This is a genomic window from Mucilaginibacter sp. Mucisp73, from assembly GCF_059491465.1.
Map to the genome: position 1 here is coordinate 6,540,979 of NZ_CP168507.1, position 21,651 is coordinate 6,562,629.

Annotated in this window: 16 protein-coding genes; 9 read left to right on the forward strand and 7 right to left on the reverse strand. The window is 43.3% G+C overall.

Going from position 1 to position 21,651, the window contains the following annotated elements; all coding sequences use genetic code 11:
- Position 1: 1 nt before the first annotated feature.
- Both ACEN82_RS27260 and ACEN82_RS27265 read left to right on the forward strand, forming a co-directional pair.
- Positions 2–547 carry a DUF2059 domain-containing protein gene (locus ACEN82_RS27260; RefSeq protein WP_413321221.1) on the forward strand — a complete coding sequence of 182 codons (546 nt, stop codon included), beginning with the start codon at positions 2–4 and terminating at the stop codon, positions 545–547.
- Positions 548–618: 71 nt separating this feature from the next.
- On the forward strand, positions 619–3,480 hold the full coding sequence (locus ACEN82_RS27265; protein WP_413321220.1) for a M16 family metallopeptidase: 2,862 nt from the start codon (positions 619–621) through the stop codon (positions 3,478–3,480).
- 165 nt (positions 3,481–3,645) lie between these two features.
- On the opposite strand, the gene ACEN82_RS27270 is transcribed toward ACEN82_RS27265, so the two are convergent.
- Positions 3,646–4,314 carry a hypothetical protein gene (locus tag ACEN82_RS27270; RefSeq protein ID WP_413321219.1) on the reverse strand — a complete coding sequence of 223 codons (669 nt, stop codon included), beginning with the start codon at positions 4,312–4,314 and terminating at the stop codon, positions 3,646–3,648.
- An 84-nt stretch (positions 4,315–4,398) separates the two neighbouring features.
- Between ACEN82_RS27270 and ACEN82_RS27275 the strand changes: the two genes are divergently transcribed.
- Positions 4,399–7,056 (forward strand): ligase-associated DNA damage response DEXH box helicase, encoded by a 2,658-nt coding sequence (locus tag ACEN82_RS27275; protein ID WP_413321218.1) that lies wholly within the window; start codon positions 4,399–4,401, stop codon positions 7,054–7,056.
- A 67-nt stretch (positions 7,057–7,123) separates the two neighbouring features.
- Here ACEN82_RS27275 and abc-f read toward each other — a convergent pair whose 3' ends face one another.
- Together abc-f and ACEN82_RS27285 are read right to left on the reverse strand one after the other, a co-directional pair.
- A complete protein-coding gene (gene abc-f, locus ACEN82_RS27280; RefSeq protein WP_413321217.1) occupies positions 7,124–8,713 on the reverse strand; it encodes a ribosomal protection-like ABC-F family protein in 1,590 nt (529 codons plus the stop codon).
- Positions 8,714–8,955: 242 nt separating this feature from the next.
- Positions 8,956–9,570 carry a DUF1349 domain-containing protein gene (locus ACEN82_RS27285; RefSeq protein ID WP_354486983.1) on the reverse strand — a complete coding sequence of 205 codons (615 nt, stop codon included), beginning with the start codon at positions 9,568–9,570 and terminating at the stop codon, positions 8,956–8,958.
- 158 nt (positions 9,571–9,728) lie between these two features.
- Here ACEN82_RS27285 and ACEN82_RS27290 point away from each other — a divergent pair, with 158 nt between their 5' ends.
- The 3 genes from ACEN82_RS27290 (at position 9,729) to ACEN82_RS27300 (ending at position 11,275) form a co-directional block, all read left to right on the forward strand.
- Positions 9,729–9,986, forward strand: coding sequence for a hypothetical protein (locus ACEN82_RS27290; protein ID WP_188834707.1), 258 nt, complete (start codon positions 9,729–9,731; stop codon positions 9,984–9,986).
- Between the two features lie 107 nt (positions 9,987–10,093).
- Positions 10,094–10,414, forward strand: coding sequence for a DUF7677 family protein (locus tag ACEN82_RS27295; RefSeq protein WP_413321216.1), 321 nt, complete (start codon positions 10,094–10,096; stop codon positions 10,412–10,414).
- 84 nt (positions 10,415–10,498) lie between these two features.
- Positions 10,499–11,275 carry an SDR family oxidoreductase gene (locus tag ACEN82_RS27300; protein ID WP_413321215.1) on the forward strand — a complete coding sequence of 259 codons (777 nt, stop codon included), beginning with the start codon at positions 10,499–10,501 and terminating at the stop codon, positions 11,273–11,275.
- Between the two features lie 46 nt (positions 11,276–11,321).
- Here ACEN82_RS27300 and ACEN82_RS27305 read toward each other — a convergent pair whose 3' ends face one another.
- The 4 genes from ACEN82_RS27305 to ACEN82_RS27320 form a co-directional block, all read right to left on the reverse strand.
- Positions 11,322–12,362 carry a methyltransferase gene (locus tag ACEN82_RS27305; protein ID WP_176628812.1) on the reverse strand — a complete coding sequence of 347 codons (1,041 nt, stop codon included), beginning with the start codon at positions 12,360–12,362 and terminating at the stop codon, positions 11,322–11,324.
- A 179-nt stretch (positions 12,363–12,541) separates the two neighbouring features.
- The gene (locus tag ACEN82_RS27310) at positions 12,542–13,768 is read right to left on the reverse strand and encodes an RNA polymerase sigma factor (protein WP_413321214.1); all 1,227 of its coding nucleotides are present in this window, start codon (positions 13,766–13,768) and stop codon (positions 12,542–12,544) included.
- 20 nt (positions 13,769–13,788) lie between these two features.
- Positions 13,789–14,127: a YciI family protein gene (locus tag ACEN82_RS27315; protein WP_413321213.1), complete on the reverse strand. Its 339-nt coding sequence runs from the start codon at positions 14,125–14,127 to the stop codon at positions 13,789–13,791.
- An 8-nt stretch (positions 14,128–14,135) separates the two neighbouring features.
- Positions 14,136–14,729: an FMN-dependent NADH-azoreductase gene (locus tag ACEN82_RS27320; RefSeq protein ID WP_413321212.1), complete on the reverse strand. Its 594-nt coding sequence runs from the start codon at positions 14,727–14,729 to the stop codon at positions 14,136–14,138.
- A 217-nt stretch (positions 14,730–14,946) separates the two neighbouring features.
- Between ACEN82_RS27320 and ACEN82_RS27325 the strand changes: the two genes are divergently transcribed.
- From ACEN82_RS27325 to ACEN82_RS27335, 3 genes are all read left to right on the forward strand, one after another.
- Positions 14,947–15,711 (forward strand): DUF4382 domain-containing protein, encoded by a 765-nt coding sequence (locus tag ACEN82_RS27325; protein ID WP_413321211.1) that lies wholly within the window; start codon positions 14,947–14,949, stop codon positions 15,709–15,711.
- Positions 15,712–16,024: 313 nt separating this feature from the next.
- Positions 16,025–17,659 (forward strand): ABC-F family ATP-binding cassette domain-containing protein, encoded by a 1,635-nt coding sequence (locus tag ACEN82_RS27330; RefSeq protein ID WP_413321210.1) that lies wholly within the window; start codon positions 16,025–16,027, stop codon positions 17,657–17,659.
- A gap of 761 nt (positions 17,660–18,420) precedes the next feature.
- Positions 18,421–21,510 carry an ABC transporter permease gene (locus ACEN82_RS27335; protein WP_413321209.1) on the forward strand — a complete coding sequence of 1,030 codons (3,090 nt, stop codon included), beginning with the start codon at positions 18,421–18,423 and terminating at the stop codon, positions 21,508–21,510.
- Positions 21,511–21,651: the final 141 nt, after the last annotated feature.

Consider the following 21,651-nt stretch of genomic DNA (forward strand, 5'->3'; position numbering starts at 1 on the left):
TATGAACCTAAAACTTAAACTTATCGCATTAACAGGAATCATCCTGTTTTCTTTTTCAAGCTTAAAAGCGCAAACAACCACTCAAACTATTACCCAATCACATTTAAAGGCCGCTGAGCAATTGTTAATTTCTATTGGTATAGATAAACAGTTTGGCGGAATGATGGATAATATCATTAACTCCACAAGTAGTCAAATGCCTGCAGAGCAGCGTGCCAAATTCATTGATGTGATGAAAATCTTTATGAGCAAATACTTTACCTGGGATTTGCTCAAAGATAAAATGGCAGCTATTTATGCTGAAGAATTTACTGAAGATGAGCTTAATCAGATTTCTGTGTTTTATAGCTCACCGATAGGGCAAAAAGTAAGCTCAAAATTGCCTGCGTTAATGCAAAGGGGGATGATGGTTGGCCAGAATGCCGTTGCAGAACATAAAGATGAACTAACGCAAATGATGCAGGATGCTTTTGGTTCTTCTAACCAGGCTCCGGCTAATCAGGCTCCGGCTAAAAAGCCGGCCTCAAAATCAGCTACAAAACATTAATTTTCATAACAATACTTTGTAACTAAGATTTTCGTTTTGCATCTTAGTACCCTGACTATTTAAACTTTATAATGAACCTGAACAAATACGTTCCGCTGGCCCTATTGGCTTTAACACTTTCGGGCGGAAGTGCTTTTGCACAAGTAAAAAAGAAACCTGTTCCGTCGCCTAAAAATAAACCCGGCACCCAGGCCATTGCTGCCAAGAGCGATATATTACCGGTTGACAAGGATGTGATCATTGGTAAATTACCCAATGGCTTAACTTATTATATCCGTGCGAATGTTGAGCCTAAAAGCAGGGCCGAACTTTATCTGGTTAATAAAGCCGGTTCGGTTTTGGAAAATGACGATCAGCAGGGCCTGGCCCACTTTACCGAGCACATGGCTTTTAACGGTACACGCGATTTTCCAAAAAATCAGATGGTTGACTACCTGCAAAAAGCAGGCGTAAAATTTGGCGCCGATTTAAACGCTTACACTTCGTTTAACGAAACTGTATATCAATTACCTCTACCAACCGATACCGTCAGTGTGTTTGAAAAAGGCTTTAATATACTGGCTAACTGGGCCGGGTATGTAAGTTTTGATCCTGCCGAAATTGATAAAGAACGCGGCGTTGTTTTGGAAGAAGAGCGCCTTCGTGGCAAAAATGCCCAGGAACGTTTACAACAACAAACATTGCCCGTACTGCTTAACAACTCAAGGTACGCGTTGCGCTTGCCTATAGGTAAAGAAGACATCCTGAAAAACTTTAAGCCGGAAACCATCAAAGCTTTTTACCAGGATTGGTATCGCCCCGATTTGCAGGCTGTTGTTGCCGTGGGCGATTTTGACCCAAAACGTGTTGAGGCACTCATTAAACAAAACTTTTCACAGCTTAAAAACCCGGCCGCCGAAAAGCCGAGGACAAAATATTCCGTACCTGCAACACCGGGTACCGCGGTAAAAATTGTTACGGATCCCGAGTATCCATACACTGTTGCACAGATTATTGTAAAACATCCCGGCACGGTTACTAAAACTACCGGCGATTACATGCAGCAGGTAAGGATACAGTTGTTTAACCAGATGCTTAATTCGCGCATAAACGAGTTGCTGCAAAAACCTAATCCACCGTTTTTATATGGCCGTACCAGCTATGGTAATTTCATCGGCGACCAGGATGCTTATACTTCACTGGTTGTCGCCAAACCCGGCGAACTTGAAAAAGCGGTTAAAGCCGTAGTGGCCGAATCTGAACGCGCCCGCAAATTTGGTTTTACCCTTACCGAGCTGGAACGCGCCAAGCAGGATGCGCTGGTTGGTATTGGGAATGCTTACCGGGAGAGGGATAAAACCCCTTCGGCAAATTTTGTACGTGAATACCAGGCCAACTTTTTAACCGGCGAAGCTATCCCGGGCATCAGCTATGAATACAATTTTTATATAGGCAATATCTATAAAGTAAGCCTGGCCGATATGAACGCCATGGCAGGTAAATTTATCAGCGATCAAAACCGTGTGGTGGTAGTACAAGCCCCAGATAAAGAAAAAGCCAATTTGCCCGATGAAAAAACCTTACTGAACTGGATTGCCACAGGCGGCCAAAATGTAACTGCTTATATTGATAATGTATCAAGTGACCCGCTGCTGGCCAAAGTTCCTGAAGGTACTAAAGTTGCCAAAGAAGAAACAGATGAGGCTCTTGGAACAACCACGCTTACTTTAGGCAACGGTTTAAAAGTGATCTTAAAACCTACTGAATACCGTAACGATCAGATCCTGATAAACGGTTACGCTTTTGGCGGTACATCACTGGCAAGTGACGATGAATTTACGTCGGCAAACCTGGCCTCATCTATTATCAGCGGTAGCGGTATAGCGCAGTTTAACCAGGGCATGCTTGATAAAAAGCTGGCTGGCAAAAACCTGAGTATTTCGCCGTATATCAGTGAGTTTGCACAGGGTATTTCGGGAAATACCTCACCAGCCGATTTTGAAACAGCCCTTCAGTTGATTTACCTATACTTTACCCAGCCGCGTAAAGACAAAGACATCTGGGATGCCAACATCGATCAAACCAGGTCGATATTGAGTACCCGTGGGCTTGATCCCGGAAGTGTTTACCAGGATACGGTATCGGCTGTATTAAGTAACTATAATTTCCGTGGTATGGTAACTACGTTACCAAGGTTAAATGCGGCAACACTTGATAAAGCTTACGATTTTTACAAAAAACGCTTTGCCGACGCCAGTGGTTTTACCTTTACCCTGGTGGGTAATTTTAACGTGGAAACAATTAAGCCATACCTGGAACATTACCTTGGCGGCCTGCCCTCAACCAATAGCAAGGAAACTTATAAAAACATGAATATTGAGCCGCCTGCAGGTTTGATCACCAAAACGGTGAATAAAGGGGTAGGTGAAAAAAGCACAGTACAATTGGTTTTTAGCGGCGATTATGATTACAATGAAGCTAACAATATACAGGTAGATGCGCTGGAAGAAGTACTGAACATTAAACTGATTGAACGGTTACGTGAGCAGGAAAGCGGTGTATATGCTCCCGGGGTAAGGGCCGGCTACCATAAAATTCCGGGGGGGCGTTACACTTTTACCATATCTTTTGGTTGCGCACCCGAAAATGTGGATAAGCTGATCAACGCTACCATGGAGGAGATAGCCAAAATTAAACAGAACGGCGCCTTACCGGCAGATATCCAGAAATTTGTTGCCGAAGAAGCCCGTTCAACCCAGCAGCAGCTAAAGCAAAATGTTTTCTGGGCAGGATATCTTGCCTCTACATCGCAAAACGGCGAAAACCCGGACCAAATCCTGGGGCATGTAAGCAGCCTTGAACAAATAACCCCTCAAAGCACTAAAGATGCAGCTAATAAATACCTGAGCGGAAAGAATTTGATTAAATTGATATTGATGCCCGAAAAGAAATAGGGATAGTCGATATCATAATAAAAAAGAAGGCCTTTCCGTTTTGGGAAGGCCTTCTTTTTTTGGTAGAGACGCATCACATGCGTCTCCCGCAGGACAGGCGGCTTTGCCTAATTATCGTGATTTGTATGCCCAGGACGCAATTATGTGTTTCTACGTCGAAAACAATCAATGCATATTCAAATAAGCCACTGCAATATCATTGGCTTTATGTACTACCACGCCAACGCAACGGCCGCTGCTATCTGTTTCAAAAGAAATCCCTTTACCCGGATCGGTGTAAATCTGCACCTTGCCGCCATTGTTGGTATAGGTAGAGGTTGGCTTTAATGCATAATATTTTTGAACATCCTGTTTGGTTGAACCTACCCCTACGCCCTCACCGGTTTTAAACCGTGGCGACGTTATGAGGATCTTTTGTATGTGACTTATTGATTCATCCTTACCGCCCATGTTGCGGTGCGAAAAAACAGCGGTACGGTAACGGGTAATATCATGTTTGGCAAACCAGACCATCAATGAACTGCCCATGGCCGCGTCAGAGCTATCAGGCTTGCCCAATTGCTTTATCACATTTTGAACATCATCATTTAAAATAATATGCCCGATGCTTTTGCCGGGGGTTATCAGCCAGTCGGGTTGGGTGGTATTGGTGGTGCCGGTATCCGATGCCAAGGTATGATGAACGGTGGTATCATTTTTGTCTCCGAGGTGTTGTCCTGTTGTATCCTTTGGCACTTTATTGGTGTCAGCCAAAGTGGTTTCTTTTTTGGAGTTGTTGCCGCAGGCTAAAAGGCACACGGCGATAGAGATAATTATTAAGCTATTTCTGATCATACAAGCATAACCAATTTAATAGTTATTTTGTTGGCATGTTTGGTTCACCTATAACCAAACAACAAAAATTTTGTTAACAGGATAATGACAAGCATCGGCCAACAGGTTATACAGCAATGGTACACGGAAAAAAACTGGGAGCAGTTTCCTTTCCAGGCCGAAATGATGGAGGCGTACCTTGGCGGCTATTCAGGCTTGTTGAATGCTCCTACTGGCAGCGGTAAAACTTTTGCCCTGTTCCTGCCTTTTTTAGCGGCTTTCATTAACACACATCCCGATACCTATAAAACAAAACAAAATAATGGCTTGCTGATGCTTTGGATAACCCCATTACGGGCGCTTACCAACGATATCCGTAAAGCCATGCAGGAAGCCTGCGAGGAGATCGGCTTACCATGGCGCATAGCTACCCGCACAGGGGATACCCCAGCTGCCGAAAAACAGGCCCTCAAAAAAAAGCTGCCCGAAGTGCTGCTTACTACCCCCGAAAGCTTGCACCTCATGCTTGCCCAAAAGGAATATCCTAAATTATTTAATCAGCTGCAGGTGGTTGTGATTGATGAATGGCACGAGTTGTTGGGTACGAAGAGGGGAGTGCAGGTGGAGCTGGGCCTATCCCGCCTTAAGGCCCTCGCTACAGTTTGCAGTGGGCAGTTTGCAGTAGGCAGTAATAATCAGTTTGCAGTGGACAGTTTGCCGTTTGCAGGGAATAGGGTGCCAAACGAGAGTGTAAACGGAACCAAAAACTGCCAACTGCCAACTCAAAACCGCCAACTCAAAATCTGGGGCATCTCCGCAACTATTGGCAATCTTGAACAGGCCGCCGAAGTTTTATTAGGAAATGATTTTCCGCCGGAACAAGTTAAAATGGTACGCGCTAACCTGGAGAAGAAGCTGGATATCCGGTCTATTATTCCACAGAATATTGAGAATTACTCCTGGGCGGGGCATATCGGGTTAAAGCTGCTCCCCGAGGTGATGGAAATAGTTGCCAAAAGTAAAACCACACTGATATTTACCAATACCCGCTCTCAATCGGAGATCTGGTACCATGCCATTTTGGATAATTACCCGGAATATGCAGGCATCATGGCTATGCACCATGGCTCATTGGACAACGAGCTGCGCAACTGGGTAGAAGCCGCCCTGCATGCCGAAGCCCTAAAATTGGTGGTGTGCACCTCAAGTTTGGACCTGGGGGTTGATTTTCGCCCTGTAGATACCGTTGTACAGGTTGGCAGTCCTAAAGGTGTTGCCCGTTTTATGCAACGCGCAGGGCGAAGCGGGCACCATCCGGGAGCGACATCTCTGGCCTATTTTGTACCCACGCACTCGCTCGAGTTATTGGAGGGCGCGGCGCTGAAGGAAGCTATTAAGGATAAGATTTTTGAAAGTCGCGATCCGATGCTGCTTACCATGGATGTGCTGATCCAGTACATGGTGACATTGGCCGTGTCTGATGGTTTTTACGCCGACGAACTTTTTAAGGAGGTTAAAACCACTTATGCCTTTGCCGATTTGAGCAGGAGCGAATTTGGACAATTACTTGATTTTATTACCAGCGGCGGTAAAACACTTGCCCAGTATGATGAATTTTTAAAAGTTGAGGTTGAAAACGGATTGTATAAAGTAAATAACCGCAGAGTAGCCATGCGCCACCGGCTGAGTATTGGTACCATTACCAGTGAATTAAGCATCCGCGTAAAATGGCTCAGCGGTGGTAGTTTGGGTACTATTGAAGAGTCCTTTGTATCGAAGTTAAAACCCGGTAATACCTTTTGGTTCGCGGGCCGGAGTTTGGAGTTTGTACGTGTGAAGGAAATGACAGCTTACGTTAGAAAATCCAACTCAACCAAAGGCATCATCCCGAGTTGGAACGGGGGACGCATGCCGCTGTCATCACAACTGGCAGCCGTATTCAGGCTTAAGCTGGATGAGGTGGCGCACGGCATCGAAGAAGATGTAGAAGTTAAAGCTTTAAAACCGCTTTTTGATTTGCAGCAGCAATTATCACATCTGCCGCAAAGCCATGAGTTTTTGATCGAGTCATTTAAATCAAAAGAGGGGCACCACTTGCTGTTTTACCCTTTTGAGGGACGGTTGGTTCACGAAGGTATGGCATCGCTGCTGGCTTATCGCATCAGTAAAATAAGGCCTGCAAGTTTTTCTATCGCCATGAATGATTACGGCTTTGAATTGCTTACTGACGAAGATATCCCTATTGAAGAAGCACTGGAGGATACCGGCTTTTTTTCGATAGATAACCTGATAGATGATATTCAGCACAGTTTAAACGCCAATGAAATGGCCCGCCGCCGTTTCAGGGATATAGCACATATCGGTGGCTTGGTTTTCACGGGTTATCCCGGTCAGCAGGTTAAGAACAAGCATTTGCAGGCATCAACTTCATTATTGTTTGAAGTCTTCAGCGAGTATGAGCCGGATAACTTACTGGTACGCCAGGCCTATAACGAGGCTTTGGCCTTTCAATTAGAAGAGTTCAGGCTAAGGGCTGCTTTGCAACGGATCCAAACACAAAATATCATTTTGAAAGTGATTGAGCGACCAACACCTTTTGCCTTTCCGATCATGGTTGACAGCCTCGGCCGGGAAAGACTAACTACCGAGACCATGGAAGAGCGCATAGCCAAAATGGCCCGCAGCTACGGAGCAGAAGGTGTTCCTGAACCTGCAGAGCGGAAAAGCAGAAAGCCGGGGATCACAAGGAAGAAGGGGTTTTAAATAAATGAAAAACAAAAGAGGCCAGCTGTATGCGAAGCAAACGGTGGCCCCCTTTTTTTCTATCTTTTTACCTTATCAAAATCTCCTGTTCTACGTTTATCTCCTTTAAAAAATATTCATCGTGCGATACAACGATGAGCGTTCCCTGGTAATCGTTAATAGCTGCTGTTAAAATTTCGATGTTTTGAATATCGAGGTTATTGGTGGGCTCATCCAGGATGATCATATCTGGTGCCTGGTTGCTGATGGTTAACGAACAGAGCATCAGCCGCATTTTTTCGCCGCCGCTTAGGGCGCTGCATGACTTAGCCCAATACTCCTTAGTAAACAAAAACCTGTTGAGGCGAATTTTGATGTCATGTTCCAGCAATACGCCCGAATTATATTCTTCCGCCTGTTCATAAACACTGAGCTTGTTATTGATGAGTGAATAATCCTGGTCGATATAAATGGCTTTAACCGCCGCGCGTTCTATTGTGCCGGATTGTGGTTTTAGTGAGCCCAGCAGCATCTTTATCAGCGTTGTTTTGCCTGAGCCGTTTGCCCCTTTGATCACCAGCCTTTCGCCGCTGGTGATTTGAAAACTTAACGGCGAGGTCCAAAGCTCCTGATCTCCGTATCCAAAGTTGAGGTCCTTAGCGGTAATCAGTACCTTCCCTTTATGAAGTGCCGAATTGTCAAAACCCATCTTCATTTTATCAATATCCGGCAACCGTGTACGCAGCTGGCTTAGTTCCTGTGCGATAGCGTCAGTTTTTTCGGCATGGACACCCTTCATCTTCGAGGTGCTTTTTTCGGCGCTGTTTTTAAGCGTTTTCATCATGATAGTGGGCACACCGGCTTTTTCCTGTTTCTTTTTACCGCGGGCATCCAGCTTTTGCTGCCGTTCAACTGATTCCCTTTCTGTTTCCTTAGCCTTGCGGAGCGCTTTCTCCCTGCTTCTTACATCCTGGTTCAGGGCATCGCTCTCCATCATTTTTTGTTCGGCATAAAAATCGTAATCTCCGCCGTAAACGGTTATGCCCCGCTTGCTAAGTTCGCAAACCGTAGTAAGTAAGTTGAGTAAGGTACGGTCGTGACTAACCACCACCAGCGTATTATTGGTTGATTGGATATAATTATACAACAGCTCCCTGCTTGAATTATCCAAATGGTTGCTCGGCTCATCCAGCAAAACTATTTCGGGGCGATGAATGGCGATGCCTGCTAAAAATACTTTTGTTTTTTGCCCGCCGCTAAGCGTGCCCATTTTTTGCGAAAGATCAATATCCGTAAGCTGCCAATATATAAACGCTTCCTGGCAGCGTTCCTCAATAGCCCAGTCGTCATTGAGCAGGGTCATATTTTCGTCGGTAACAATGCCTTCAAGAATCTGCTTTAAGGCATTTAGTTTATCGGCTATTTGCAGGGCTTCGGCAACGCTAAACTGGTTGTACTGTCCAAAAATCTGGGGCACATAATATGGTTTCGAACCGGTTTTTACCACGCCGCTTGCGGGCTGTAAGTTTCCGGCCAATATTTTAAGCAGGGTTGATTTCCCCGTGCCGTTGTTGCCTATGAGGGCTATTTTATCGTTTTTATTGACTACGAAATCTATACCGGCAAATAAAAGATCACGGTTAGGGTGTATATAAGTGATATCGTGCAGAATAAGCATAATTTCTTTCTTTAAAAAGGTGAATAATTGCAGGGGCGTTGTGGTAACGGCGCTGTTTATTTGTCCTGAAAGAAATTATTTATCACATAGAGGGAATGGTTGTTTACCGGGGCAAAAATAACAAAAATGATTGAAATGTAATGAAAGCGATATTCATTCCTCTTTCCACCATAATACTTTTAAAATAAAAAAGCCTTCAAACTCCAGTTCAAAGGCTTAGCTCTATCCATCTTCCGGCAAAGTTACTTGCTGATCTTCTGTACTTTGAAATCTTCAAACTTTACATCAAAGCTTTGTTTGCCCGGTGCTGCCGCCACCATTCCTATCATCGCTTTTACATTGGGCGGAAAATAAGCCAGGCGGAGCATATCATATTTTTCACCATCGAACGAATATTTGATCTCTACAAAATCGCCTTTGCGCAGCAGTTTCAGCCAAACCGATTTGGGACTGTCATGCCTTGGCACTACCGACCAGTCTGAAACTTCGCGGGTAACCACTGCGCTTACGTTTTGTACGCCGTCAACATATTCAATTCCGGTTTTTATCCAGTTTTTGTTATCTATCCTTACCATTAACCCGGCCTGGTGAAACAGCTCTTTGTAGGCCCCGGTAATTTTTACGCTGGCTTCAAAATCACCTTCCTGTTCGGTAAAATAAAATGGACCGTTATCCCTGATAAAGCCATAATGTGTTACCCGCCAGTAGTCGGTTGCGGGGTCAACGGTCATGTGCAGCGTACTGCCTTCTATCAATGATTTTTGGGGTTTACTGTACCACTGCATACTGTTTAAGTTTTGTGCGAAACCAAATTTGCTGAGCAGGGCAAATAAGGTTAAAAAGGTTAGTTTTTTCATGGAGGTAAATTTATGATAATAAAGAATGAAGGTCGTTTTAGTTTATAAACTTTTGCTCGATCGGCCCGGATCATACCAGGCTTGATAACGTCAGAGGGGGGTATTTACTAATTGTTAAAATATGCTTAACTTAGTATTAAACAACATAAGCAAAATGTATGTCGAAGAACAAACTGCCACTTTATGCTATAGTTGAACTATTGATGCGCGTTACCGGCATTAATCCACAAATTGGGAATTATAAAAACCATGCGGAACGCGGGGATCAAGTAGTTGTTAAAACAAGTAACGGCACTATTCAACTTTCAAGAGCCCTTGTTTTATCCCAGTTTCATAGGCCCGAAGACATTGAGAAACGTGATTTGGAATCCCTGGCTTCAAGGTTTAGAAGGAAACTGAGCAGGGCAAACAGGTGAAAGGGTAGCTATTATCCGTTAGAATTTAATCGGCCGGTTATCGCATTGTTTTATTTCTCATTTAGCGGACTTTCAATTCTTATAAAGAAACACGCTAAATTTATGGCATGAAACTAAGCAATTCATTTAGCGGCGCATTAAGAACGTTTACCTATTTCATGGCAAGCGGTAGTCAGTACACACTTGAAGGAATTGATTATCTTACGTTATATGGTAATGAGCCAGGTGCCATTGAACAGGTATTTGCAATTTATGCCAATGTGATTGAACTGGATGATACCGGAAAGGTACTGAACGCCAAATACGCAGAAAAAAGGGCAACGGATTATCTTCGGGCATATTGTGATCACTCTTTTGTTGTAGAACCTCCGTTTGAAGATTGGGAACTTGCGCTTCATGAGCCTCCACCATTAAAAGATCAAAACTAAGTAATGATGTTTGGATCATTTTTTCGGAATAACAGTCCTCATAACTAAAAATTCAGGAGATTTGCCTCTTAAAAGATTTGCCTTATGAACCTCGGATTAGATCAAAAGGTAGCTGTTGTATTGGCTGCGAGTAAAGGATTAGGAAAAGCCTCGGCAATGGCTTTATCAGCAGAAGGCGCGAAAGTCATCATCGGTTCGCGGAACGCGGCAGAACTTAACGAGGCCGCAGAAGACATTAGCTCAAAAACGGGCAATGAAGTGGCCTGCTTCCCGGTAGACGTCAGCGATAGCGGGCAATTGGCTTCGTTTATAAATCGGGCGGGCAGCTTATATGGACGGATAGATATATTGGTTAATAATGCCGGCGGCCCACCGTTTGGAAAGTTTGAGAGCTTTGACGACATACAATGGCAACAGGCCTATGAACAAAACATGCTCAGTTTCGTTCGCACATCCCGGTTGGTATTGCCATTCATGAAAACGGCAGGCAGCGGCCGTATTATCAATATCGTTAGTGGCTCGGTCAAGTCTGTATTGACCAACTCGGTGCTGTCTACCGCGATGCGTATGGGCGTAGTTGGTACGGCCAAAATGCTTGCCGACGAATTAGGCGTTTATGGAATTACTGTCAATAACATTGCGCCGGGCCTTATTCTGACAGATCGGATCAGGCACACACTACCCCAGGACGTGGACCCCGAAGAGGCAATTAAGGAAAAAGCCGAAAGTATTCCGCTCAAACGCATTGGCAAGCCGGAAGAATTTGCAGCCCTGGTAGCATTCCTTTCATCTGCCCAGGCGGCATACATCAGCGGGACAACCATACAGGTAGACGGAGGTGCCAGCCGTGCTATTTTTTAATAAAGTTCGAACTTATTGCATGTATTTGTAATATCGAACCACTCATCTACTTGTATGCAATTGCCGCGCTTGATGGCCCGGTTAATGGAATGATTGAAGTTGATTTAAACCCGGCAATATTTGCCCATCTGTTAAAGTCGGCAAATGTGTAATCAAACCCGGTGCCTGTTTCAATAAGCATATTCAAACTCATCATCATTCCAAAAACATTTTGCTTCCGCTCGCTATCTATTATGTTTTCGATAGCTACAAATGCTCCGTTGGCGGGGAGCGCGTCATAAGCTTTTTTCATTAATGATATTTTATTTTCCTCGTCCCAATCATGCAGGATATTTCCCATTACAACCACATCAGCATTGGGTATCGGCATAGTGAAGAAGTCGCCGCTTGCTGCTTTTACCTGTTCGGATAGCCCGAATTGCTGTATAGTTGCGATTGCAACTGGTTCAACCGGCGGGAGGTCAAAACTGGTGCAACGCATATGGGCATTATGCCTGGCAACCATCAATGAAAGTAGCCCGGCCGAACCGCCTACATCAATCAGTGTTTTATATTGGGTAAAATCAAATTTTTGAGCAAAGGCCATAAAATTCCCCATTTGAATGCCACTCATTGCATTAATAAACCCTTTCAATTTTTCAGGATCTGAATATATTAAGCCAAAAAAATCCTCGCTTTTTTTTATTTCGTTTTGCGGAAGCCCGGTAAGCAGCCCTTCACCCAGGCTACCCCAAAATGTATATAAGCGATTGTTCATCATTTCGAGGATGCCGCCAATGTATGATGGCTTGTTTTTATCTAAAAATGTATCAGTGTCCGGCGTATTTGAATAAATAGCGGTATCTAAGATGCCTTCACGCTTTAAAAAACCAAACACGGTTAAAGCATCTAAAAAATCATAAACATTCCTGTCGGTACATTTAAGCCCTAAAATGTTTTTGATATCGTTGGCTTTCATGGTTTTCTTTTCGGCAAGCCGGGTGAACAATTGAAAACTGACGGCGGTTAAAAGGATTTTTGAGGCCCAAAATCCTGTGCCAATTTTCATAATGTTTTCGGGTGATGGCTGGTTAGGTTGCTGTTCCATTTTTGTTATTATTAAATATCGGTTTAAAACTGGTAATGCCTTTCGGCGAATTCTACCCGGGCGGGCAAAATTAATTATCTAAAATACAGGTATTTAATTTTAAAAGAAAGAGGGATTGATAATTGTGAAGAATGTATTTATTCGTTAACCGTTTAAAGGGCTTCTTTCTTATGGCAGCTTCAGCGTCTTAATTGTTCTATTTTTTTATTCAAAGCTTGTTTTACTGTTTTAGCCCTGGTTATTTGAGCCGCCCGGCTGTATTGTTCAACCGCTTTATTAACATCTACCGTTTCATACAAATAGCCTAATAGCTTGTGATAGTGATCGCTATCAATCAGTTTTAGTTTCTCTGTCTCCCGTATAGCTTTTTCATGTCCGTAAACCCTGGCAATGGCAAATGCCCTGTTCAATGCGGTTATAGGTGAGTATTCTATTAAAATAAGCTGATTATAAAGTTGTAAAATAGGCTGCCACTTATCGCGATCTGCAGGTTTGGTATGCCAATAGGCGATACCCGCTTCGAGGTGATATTTTGAGGCTTGATTACCCTGACAGGATTGTACAAAATAGTAATTACCTTTTTCAATGAGATCTTTATTCCACAGATTTTGATCCTGTTCGTCATAAAGAATAATTTCGCCACTATTGTTAGTACGTGCTTCAAGCCGCGAGCTTTGGTAACACATCAGAGCCAGGAGCGCTTTGGTTTGCGTTGTATCGGTTAACGGGTTTGCTGTCAGGATAAGTGTTAGTCTTATGGCTTCTGCACAGAGTTCATTCCTGATCAGTTGATCATTTGTTTTTGAAAAATAACCTTCATTAAATAACAGGTATAATGTTTTAAGTACGTTATCTAAGCGAAACTTAATATTGGATTCAGTTAATACCCCGATCTGGAAATGGCTGTTGCGAAGGCTGGTTTTGGCCCGGTGCAAGCGTTTTTTTATAGTCTCTGTTTTGGTCAAAAAAGCATTGGCGATTTCTTCTATGGTAAAACCGCAAAGGATCCGGAGCGCCAGGCAGATCTGGCTCCCGGCAGAATTATCCGGATCACAAACTGCAAAGATCATAGCCAACTGGCTGTCTCCAATAGGCTCACTCCCGAATTCAACATCTGGTTCCGATTCTACTGTGTTCTGTTTAATGTTGGCTGCAATCTTCGTGTCAAAAATCGTAGCACGTTTAAAATGATCTTTCGCCTTGTTTTGAGCAACAGTATAAAGCCAGGCCACGGGGTTTTCAGGGACACCGGCGATGGTCCAGCTTTCAGATGCTTTAAGGAACGTTTCGCCAATGATATCTTCTGCAATTTCAATATGCTTCAATCCAAAATAGCGGCACAACACAGCAATCATCTTAAGGTATTCCTGCCTGTAAAGCTCAGTCAATAAAGTATTATTGTTCAATTGCGTAGCCTCCAATATCGCTAACGTTTTAAAACTTCCCTGATTTCAACGTTTCCTCCAAGCTTGAAGATTGGACTATCTTTAACCAATTCAACCGCTTCATCAATTGTTTCTGCCCTTATAATAACATAGCCTACTATAAACTCCTTAATTTCGGTATATGGCCCATCGGTCACTACGCCGCCAGCCCGTATAGTTGCCGCGCTTCCCGAAAACGGTAATAGAGAATTGCCATGGTCTACCAACTTATTTTGAGCGGCAATACCGGCCAGCCAGTTCAGGCGTTCCTGTATCTGTTCCGGTGTCGGCTTAAAATCCTCAACGTCTTTCATCCTGAAAATCAGCATAAACTCTTTCATATCTGTAACTAAAGGTTTTGTATAATGCCTTCGTAATCTACTCTGAAATTTGGCTCGGCAGTACCCTCAACTCTGTAGGTGCAAACGTCGGTAATTCCGGCATAGGCACTAAATACTGCTTTTATATATGATTCGATAAACTCATACTCCCTGGGCCAATATGCCAGTCTTCCGCCGGATGCTATAGCCAAATATACCTTTTTGCTGGTTAGGCAGCCTGTTTTTGTGCCATCCGCATTAAACTTATAGCTGATACCCATACGTACCAGTTGATCGAGCCAGGCTTTTAAAAGAGAAGATATTCCCAGGTTATGCATAGGCGTACTTATGACAATGATTTCAGCCTCGTTCATCTCGTTGAAAATAGCATTGGCATAGCTAAGCAATCTTTTCCCTCTCTCGTCAATCATCTCCGGAAATTTATAGAACTCCCAGATCAATGCCTCATCCAAAAACGGCGGAGATGCTTTGGCCAAATCCCTTTCTACTACCTTGTCGATTTCACCTTTATCGATGAGCTTATTAATGATTGCTGTGCTGAGACACCGGCTGTACGACAACGCGCCGCGCGCGCTTGAAATAATATGTAATGCACTTTTCATAGTTTATTGTTTGTGCTATTGACGATCGGCTTTGGTAAAAGGGGACATGGCATGATAATTTCTTGCGAAAAGAATGAATTGTGCTTCCGGGAAAGAGGTGTAAAGCATTGCTGCAAGCTGCTATGAGCCTATTCGTCGACACAATCACATCATTCATCGTCACATTGGCACAAAAAATAGGCGGATTTGTTCCCTCAATAAACAAACTTTTTAAATCATGAAAAAGCTATTTTTATTTACTGCAGCCCTAAGCCTTATGCTCTTTTCCTGTAAAAAGGATAGTACCAATAACGGGAGTACCGCCCACGTGACCGTGAAAATGACCGATGCCCCTGGCGCTTTTGACGCCGTGATCCTGAATATCAAAAGTGTGATCATAGTAACCGACAAAGGTGAACAAACGCTCAATGTGAATGGAGGCGCGGTTGATATCCTGCGTTTCCGTTCTGGCCGTGATACTGTGCTGGCCGATCAGGATATCCCCGCAGGGACTATTCAGCAGGTGCGCCTGGTGTTGAACGACAGCGGTAACCGTGTAATTGTAGCTGGAGTGTCATATGACCTGACCACGCCAAGTGGCCAGACCTCCGGCGTGAAGCTGAACGTTCATGATAAGCTTACCGCCGGTATTGCCTATACCATGCGTTTGGACTTTGACGCCGCGCAATCTGTTGTGCTGACCGGTAACGGCAAGTATATCCTCAAACCGGTGATCCGCGCAATTGCCACTGCCGCTTCGGGTGCGCTGACCGGTGTGGTTAGCCCGGCAGCATCCTCACCGAAGGTATATGCTATTACGGGTGCCGACACCATTGGCTCAACTACAGATGCCACCGGCAAATATTATTTCCCTGGCCTGGCAGCGGGCAGTTACCAGGTGAAATTTGTGCCGGTTAGCCCCTATGCCATCAAAACAGTAACTAACATTTCGGTAACAAACGGCACCGTCACTGATATGGGAACGGTGAATATTACCCAGTAACCCTGGTTTACTATTAAAAGGAAACAGCGGAGATTCAGCGGATGGTTAAATGATCTCCGCACCGTTAACCTATATCAGTAAGAAGCCTTTGATCTGAAGATTGAAGGCTTTTTACTGATAATTCTGCCTCAGCGAGGATATTTCTAAGCTCATAGCTTAGATTGGGCCATTTGCTATTTATTTTTTTGATATAGGTGGATTGCAAATCTTCAACATCGGTATAGTCAACCGCGATCCGATAGCCTCTTCATAGTTCCTGCCATAATTCTATGTCTTTCACTTATCTTTGCGCAAAATTCAATATTAGGATACAGTGATCAATGTCAACAACATCTCCGTTTCATTTGGCGGAACCACCTTATTTAGTGACGTAACCTTCTCTATAAACGAGAACGATAAGATAGCCCTGATGGGTAAGAATGGCGCAGGCAAGTCGACCATCCTCAAGATCATCGCCGGCGCGGCCAAACCTACTACCGGCAACGTAACCGGACCAAAGGACGCGGTAATAGCGTATTTGCCGCAGCACTTGCTTACCCAGGATAACGTTACCGTTTTTGAGGAAACGATGAAAGCTTTTGACGAGGCCAATCAGATGCAGAAAGAGCTGGACGAAGTGAATGAGCAGCTGAACATTCGCACCGATTACGATAGTGACGACTACATGAAGCTTATTGAACGGGTATCGGAGCTGAGCGAAAAAGTTTACTCGCAGGAAGAGGTGAATTATGATGCAGAAGTAGAAAAGGTGTTGAAAGGATTAGGTTTTGAGCGGAAAGACTTTACCCGCCAAACTTCTGAATTTTCGGGCGGGTGGCGAATGCGCATCGAGCTGGCCAAAATTCTGTTAAAGAAACCAGACCTGATCTTGCTGGATGAGCCCACCAACCACATGGATATTGAGAGTATACAATGGCTGGAAGATTTCCTGGTAAACTCGGCAAAGGCAGTGATGGTTATCTCCCACGACCGTACCTTTGTTGATAACATCACCAACCGTACCATCGAGGTAACCATGGGCAGAATCTACGATTATAAAGCCAAATACACCCATTATCTTCAGCTGCGTGCCGACCGCCGGGTACATCAATTAAAAGCATACGAAGAACAACAGCGTTTTATAGCCGATAACCAGGAATTTATAGATCGGTTCAGAGGTACATATTCTAAAACTTTACAGGTACAATCCCGCGTGAAAATGCTCGAAAAGCTTGAGGTTATCGAGATCGACGAAGTGGATACTTCGGCATTGCGCTTGAAATTTCCGCCGTCGCCACGTTCTGGTCAGTACCCGGTAATGGTTGAAGACCTGACAAAAACCTATGGCGATCATGTGGTGTTCCAAAAGGCAGCCATGGTGATTGAGCGGGGCGAAAAAGTAGCTTTTGTTGGTAAAAACGGTGAAGGCAAATCGACCATGATCAAAGCTATTATGGGCGAGATTGATTTTGAAGGAAGTTTAAAAGTAGGTCACAATGCCAAGATCGGGTATTTTGCCCAAAACCAGGCAGCTTTATTAGATGAGAATTTAACGGTTTTTGAAACTATCGACCAGATCCCGTTAAGTGATGGCACGGTAAAGATTAAAGACCTTTTGGGTGCATTTATGTTTAGCGGTGATGACACCACCAAAAAGGTAAAGGTACTTTCGGGCGGCGAGAAAACGCGTTTGGCCATGATCAAGCTATTGCTGGAGCCTGTAAACGTACTGATCCTGGATGAGCCAACCAACCACCTGGATATGAAGACCAAGGATATCATCAAAGATGCCCTAAGAGATTTTGACGGAACGCTGATCCTGGTATCTCACGACAGGGATTTCCTGGACGGGCTGGTGCAAAAGGTATTCGAGTTTGGCAATAAACGCGTACGTGAACATTTTGAGGACATCAAAGGGTTTTTGGCGTATAAGAAGATGGATAGTTTGAAGCAGATTGAGCAGGGGTAAAATTTTTATTGCTTTGATGAATAAATAAAAGTCTGCAAATCAACATTTGCAGGCTTTTGTTTATTTTAATAGCCGTTAAAATATGAGAGCCGAATACCTTTTCAGAGGATACAAGCAATGTGATTAAAAGTTAATTCAAAAACGGACATTATTTTGTTCGCTTTCGATACAGTTTATACTTGAAATATCAGATAACATTTTGCTGGTTAGATAATTGCGTTTCTGGATCGTGAATTGAGATTTTGTATTAGTTGAAAACCTATACGTTTCATATTACCCTTTATGATCTCGCCTTTTTCGGAATGCTATTCATCGCATTTACTTTGGCGTTCCTCCTATTGTTCGTTAGGAGAGGCAATCAGTTAGCAAACCGTTTTTTGGCAATTCTCGTTACTATAGCAGCGTTGTGGATGGGGCAAATTGTTGGGATAGGTAGTAAACTCTTCAGCTATAATCCGATTTGGAACTTGCTGCCCCTGCACTATTCACTGGCGCTGGGGCCTCTGCTTTATTTCTACGCACGAAGCATAATTTATCCTAAACAAAAACTCAAACGCCAGGATTTACTACACTTTGTTCCCTCGTTGCTGGAATTAAGCTTTTATCTTTTACAGGCAAACAAAGCCCTTAAAACAGGGCTGATAAATTACAATTCACTTCTATTTCAATTATCAAACTCTGGCATTCATTTTTTAACATTCATCTCGGTCATTGTTTACTTATACCGATGTTATATTTTGAGCCAAAACTTTTATAAGGAAATGAAATTCAATGGCGGGGACCGGTACCGGCACGAGTTTCGATGGCTTCAAAACCTACTTTCGGGCTTGGGGTTAATATGGTTGCTGTGGATACCTTTTACGGTTGCCGACTATTGCTTTTACCGTTACGAATTAAGCGTTCAAGCCTACTATCCCATCAATTTTCTCTTGATGGTGACTTTGATATGTATGGCAGCCAGGGCATTTTTAAGACAGGAAATTGAAGTACAGTCAACCGCTGTTTTAAATTTAACGCCTTTGCTAACATCGGATCTTAAGCAAAAAGGAATCTGGCTTAAAAGGGTTGTTGAACAGAACCGGTATTACGAGGACCCTGAATTAAGTTTAAGTTCTCTTGCAGAAAAGCTGGGCATTACCGCACACGAACTATCGCGGATCCTCAATCAGGCGCTAAAAAAAACCTTTAATGATTTCATCAATGCGTACCGTGTTAGGGCGGCGACCCGTAAAATGCAAGACCCTGCTTATGATCATATAACCGTTCTCGGAATCGCTTTTGAATCGGGCTTCAATTCGCAAAGTAGCTTTCACCGTATTTTTAAGCAGCTAACCGGAAAAAGCCCGCTTGAATATAAAAATCACCTTCAAAAAGTACTCCCATCTTATAACCTGGGAGGTAGCAACCAACTTGCGCCGTTAATTTTGAGTCATGATCCGCTAACTAAGTGGCCTGCTTACAAATTAAATCGCAACAATATGTTTGAAAATTATTTCAAAGCCGCATGGCGAAATTTAAAAAAGAATAAGGTTTATAGCTCCTTAAACATTGTGGGTTTGGCGACAGGTATAGTTAGTGCCGCGCTAATTTTTATGTGGGTTGAAGATGAATTGAATTTCAACCACAATTTCGCGAAGCGCGACCACTTGTATCATGTTATGCAAAATGAAAAAAGCGATGCAGGCATAAATACTAACGGTTCAACGCCGGGGCCGCTCGCTGCAGCTTTGAAAGCGGAGATCCCCGGGATTGTTAATAGCGGGCGGCTCAGTTGGGCAATGGATGAACTTGTTGTATTAGGTGAAAAAACTGTTAAAGAAAACGGTATGTACGCTGATCCTTCGGTACTTTCTATGTATTCGTTAACCTTTATTTATGGGGACCTTACAACAGCATTGAACAATCCTAATGATGTGGTAATCAGTGAGACCAGGGCCCGCAAATTTTTTGGTAACAGTAATCCAGTTGGGAAAACCATCAGAATGAATGCTAAAGGAGCATATAGCGTTGACGGGCTTTATAAGATTACCGGTGTATACAAAGATCTGCCTGCAAATTGCTATTATCATTTTCAATGGCTTTCTCCGTATACCACATGGGAAAATGCAAATACCTGGTTAAAGCCCTGGGGCAATAACCTTACAGAAACCATTGTTGAGCTTTCGCCAACGGCCGACACTGCAACCATTAATAAAAAATTAAAAACCTATTTAGCCACTAAAGTTGATAAAGCAACCAATCAGTGTTTTTTGTTTAGCATGAATGACTGGCATTTGCGAAGCAATTTTGTAAACGGCATGCAAAACGGAGGCAGTATAAAGTACGTAAAGCTTTTTTCAATGATAGCGATTATTGTTCTGCTTATAGCCTGCATCAATTTTATGAATCTATCCACAGCACGTTCGGAGCAGCGTGGTAAAGAGGTAGGCGTGCTTAAGGTCATAGGAGCAAACAAGGTAAATTTAATAGGAAAATTTATCAGCGAATCAATGCTGATGTCATTTATTGCAATAATAATGGCCGTAGCCCTGTTGTACATATTAATGCCATTTTACAATAACCTTGTACAAAAACAGCTATCAGTTAACTTGTTTGGCCTTACCCATCTCGGGGGACTGCTGGGTATCGGTATAATAGCCGGGATTGTTGCCGGACTTTATCCGGCCTTTTATTTATCGTCATTTAATCCGATAACAGCTTTAAAAGGCATTAAAGTAAAAAGCGCCGCAAGTGTTATTTTTATTCGCAAGGGGCTGGTGATCATACAATTTGCCTCATCCGTTATTTTGATTATATCCACTATAGTGGTTTACAGGCAAGTTCAGCATATAAAGGAAAGAGATTTGGGTTATAATAAGAATAACCTCATTTATATGGATATGCAAGGCAACATGAAAGACCACTTCAGCACCATAAAAAACGATCTTACTGCAACGGGGTATGTTGAAAACGCAGCAACAAGTTTACACGATGCATTGCACGTGTATAGTGTTGGCGACGGCTTTAGTTGGCAGGGAAAAAATCCAAATGCTAAACTTGCAATTCATTCAAACGTGGTTAGTGCTGAATACGTGAAGACCATGCATATGCAATTGGTTGAAGGGCGGGATTTTTACCCCGGTATGGTGGATAGTACAAGTGTGATTATCAATGAAAGCATGGCCAGATTGATGGGTAAAGAAGGTAAACTTGGAAGCATAATAGCCACGGGACGATACAAACTATCCATAGTTGGCATAATTAAAGATTTTATATACAATGATGTATATGGAAGTGGAGCCCCTTTAGTAATGTTTAACGGTAATTATTCAGCCACTGTGATGGCCTTGCGCTTTAAACCAAACGTAAACTTGTCGAAGGGGTTGGAAAAAACCCGTGAGGTAATGATGAAGGAAAACCCGGGTTTCCCCTTTGAATTCAGGTTTGCCGACAAAGATTTTAATGATCTGTTTTCCTCCGAAACGCTTATTGGTAGCCTTGCAGGATTGTTTGCCATGCTCGCCATCTTTATTTCCTGTTTGGGCTTATTTGGATTGGCTGCATATACGGCCGAACGCCGTACAAAAGAGATTGGTGTAAGGAAAGTACTCGGCGCATCTGTTACAGCACTAACCGGTTTACTGGCTAAAGAATTTCTGCAATTGGTAACTGTTTCATGTGTTATTGCTTTTCCGGTAGCATGGTGGTTGATGCACAACTGGCTGCAGAGCTATACATACCGGACAACAATACAATATTGGATGTTCGCCATAGCTGGATTTGCCGCTTTAGCCATTGCGCTGATTACCGTAAGCTTTCAGGCGATAAAGGCTGCAATGGCTAATCCGGTGAAAACACTCCGTTCTGAATAGGCTTGTACCAAAAAGAACGATTGCATAGCTTAATCTACGGGTAAAAGTTAAGGCAATCAGGGTTTATAATAAATGATGTTAAAATGGTCATTTTACCAAAACTAAAAAGCCTGTAAATTAAACATTTACAGGCTTATGATT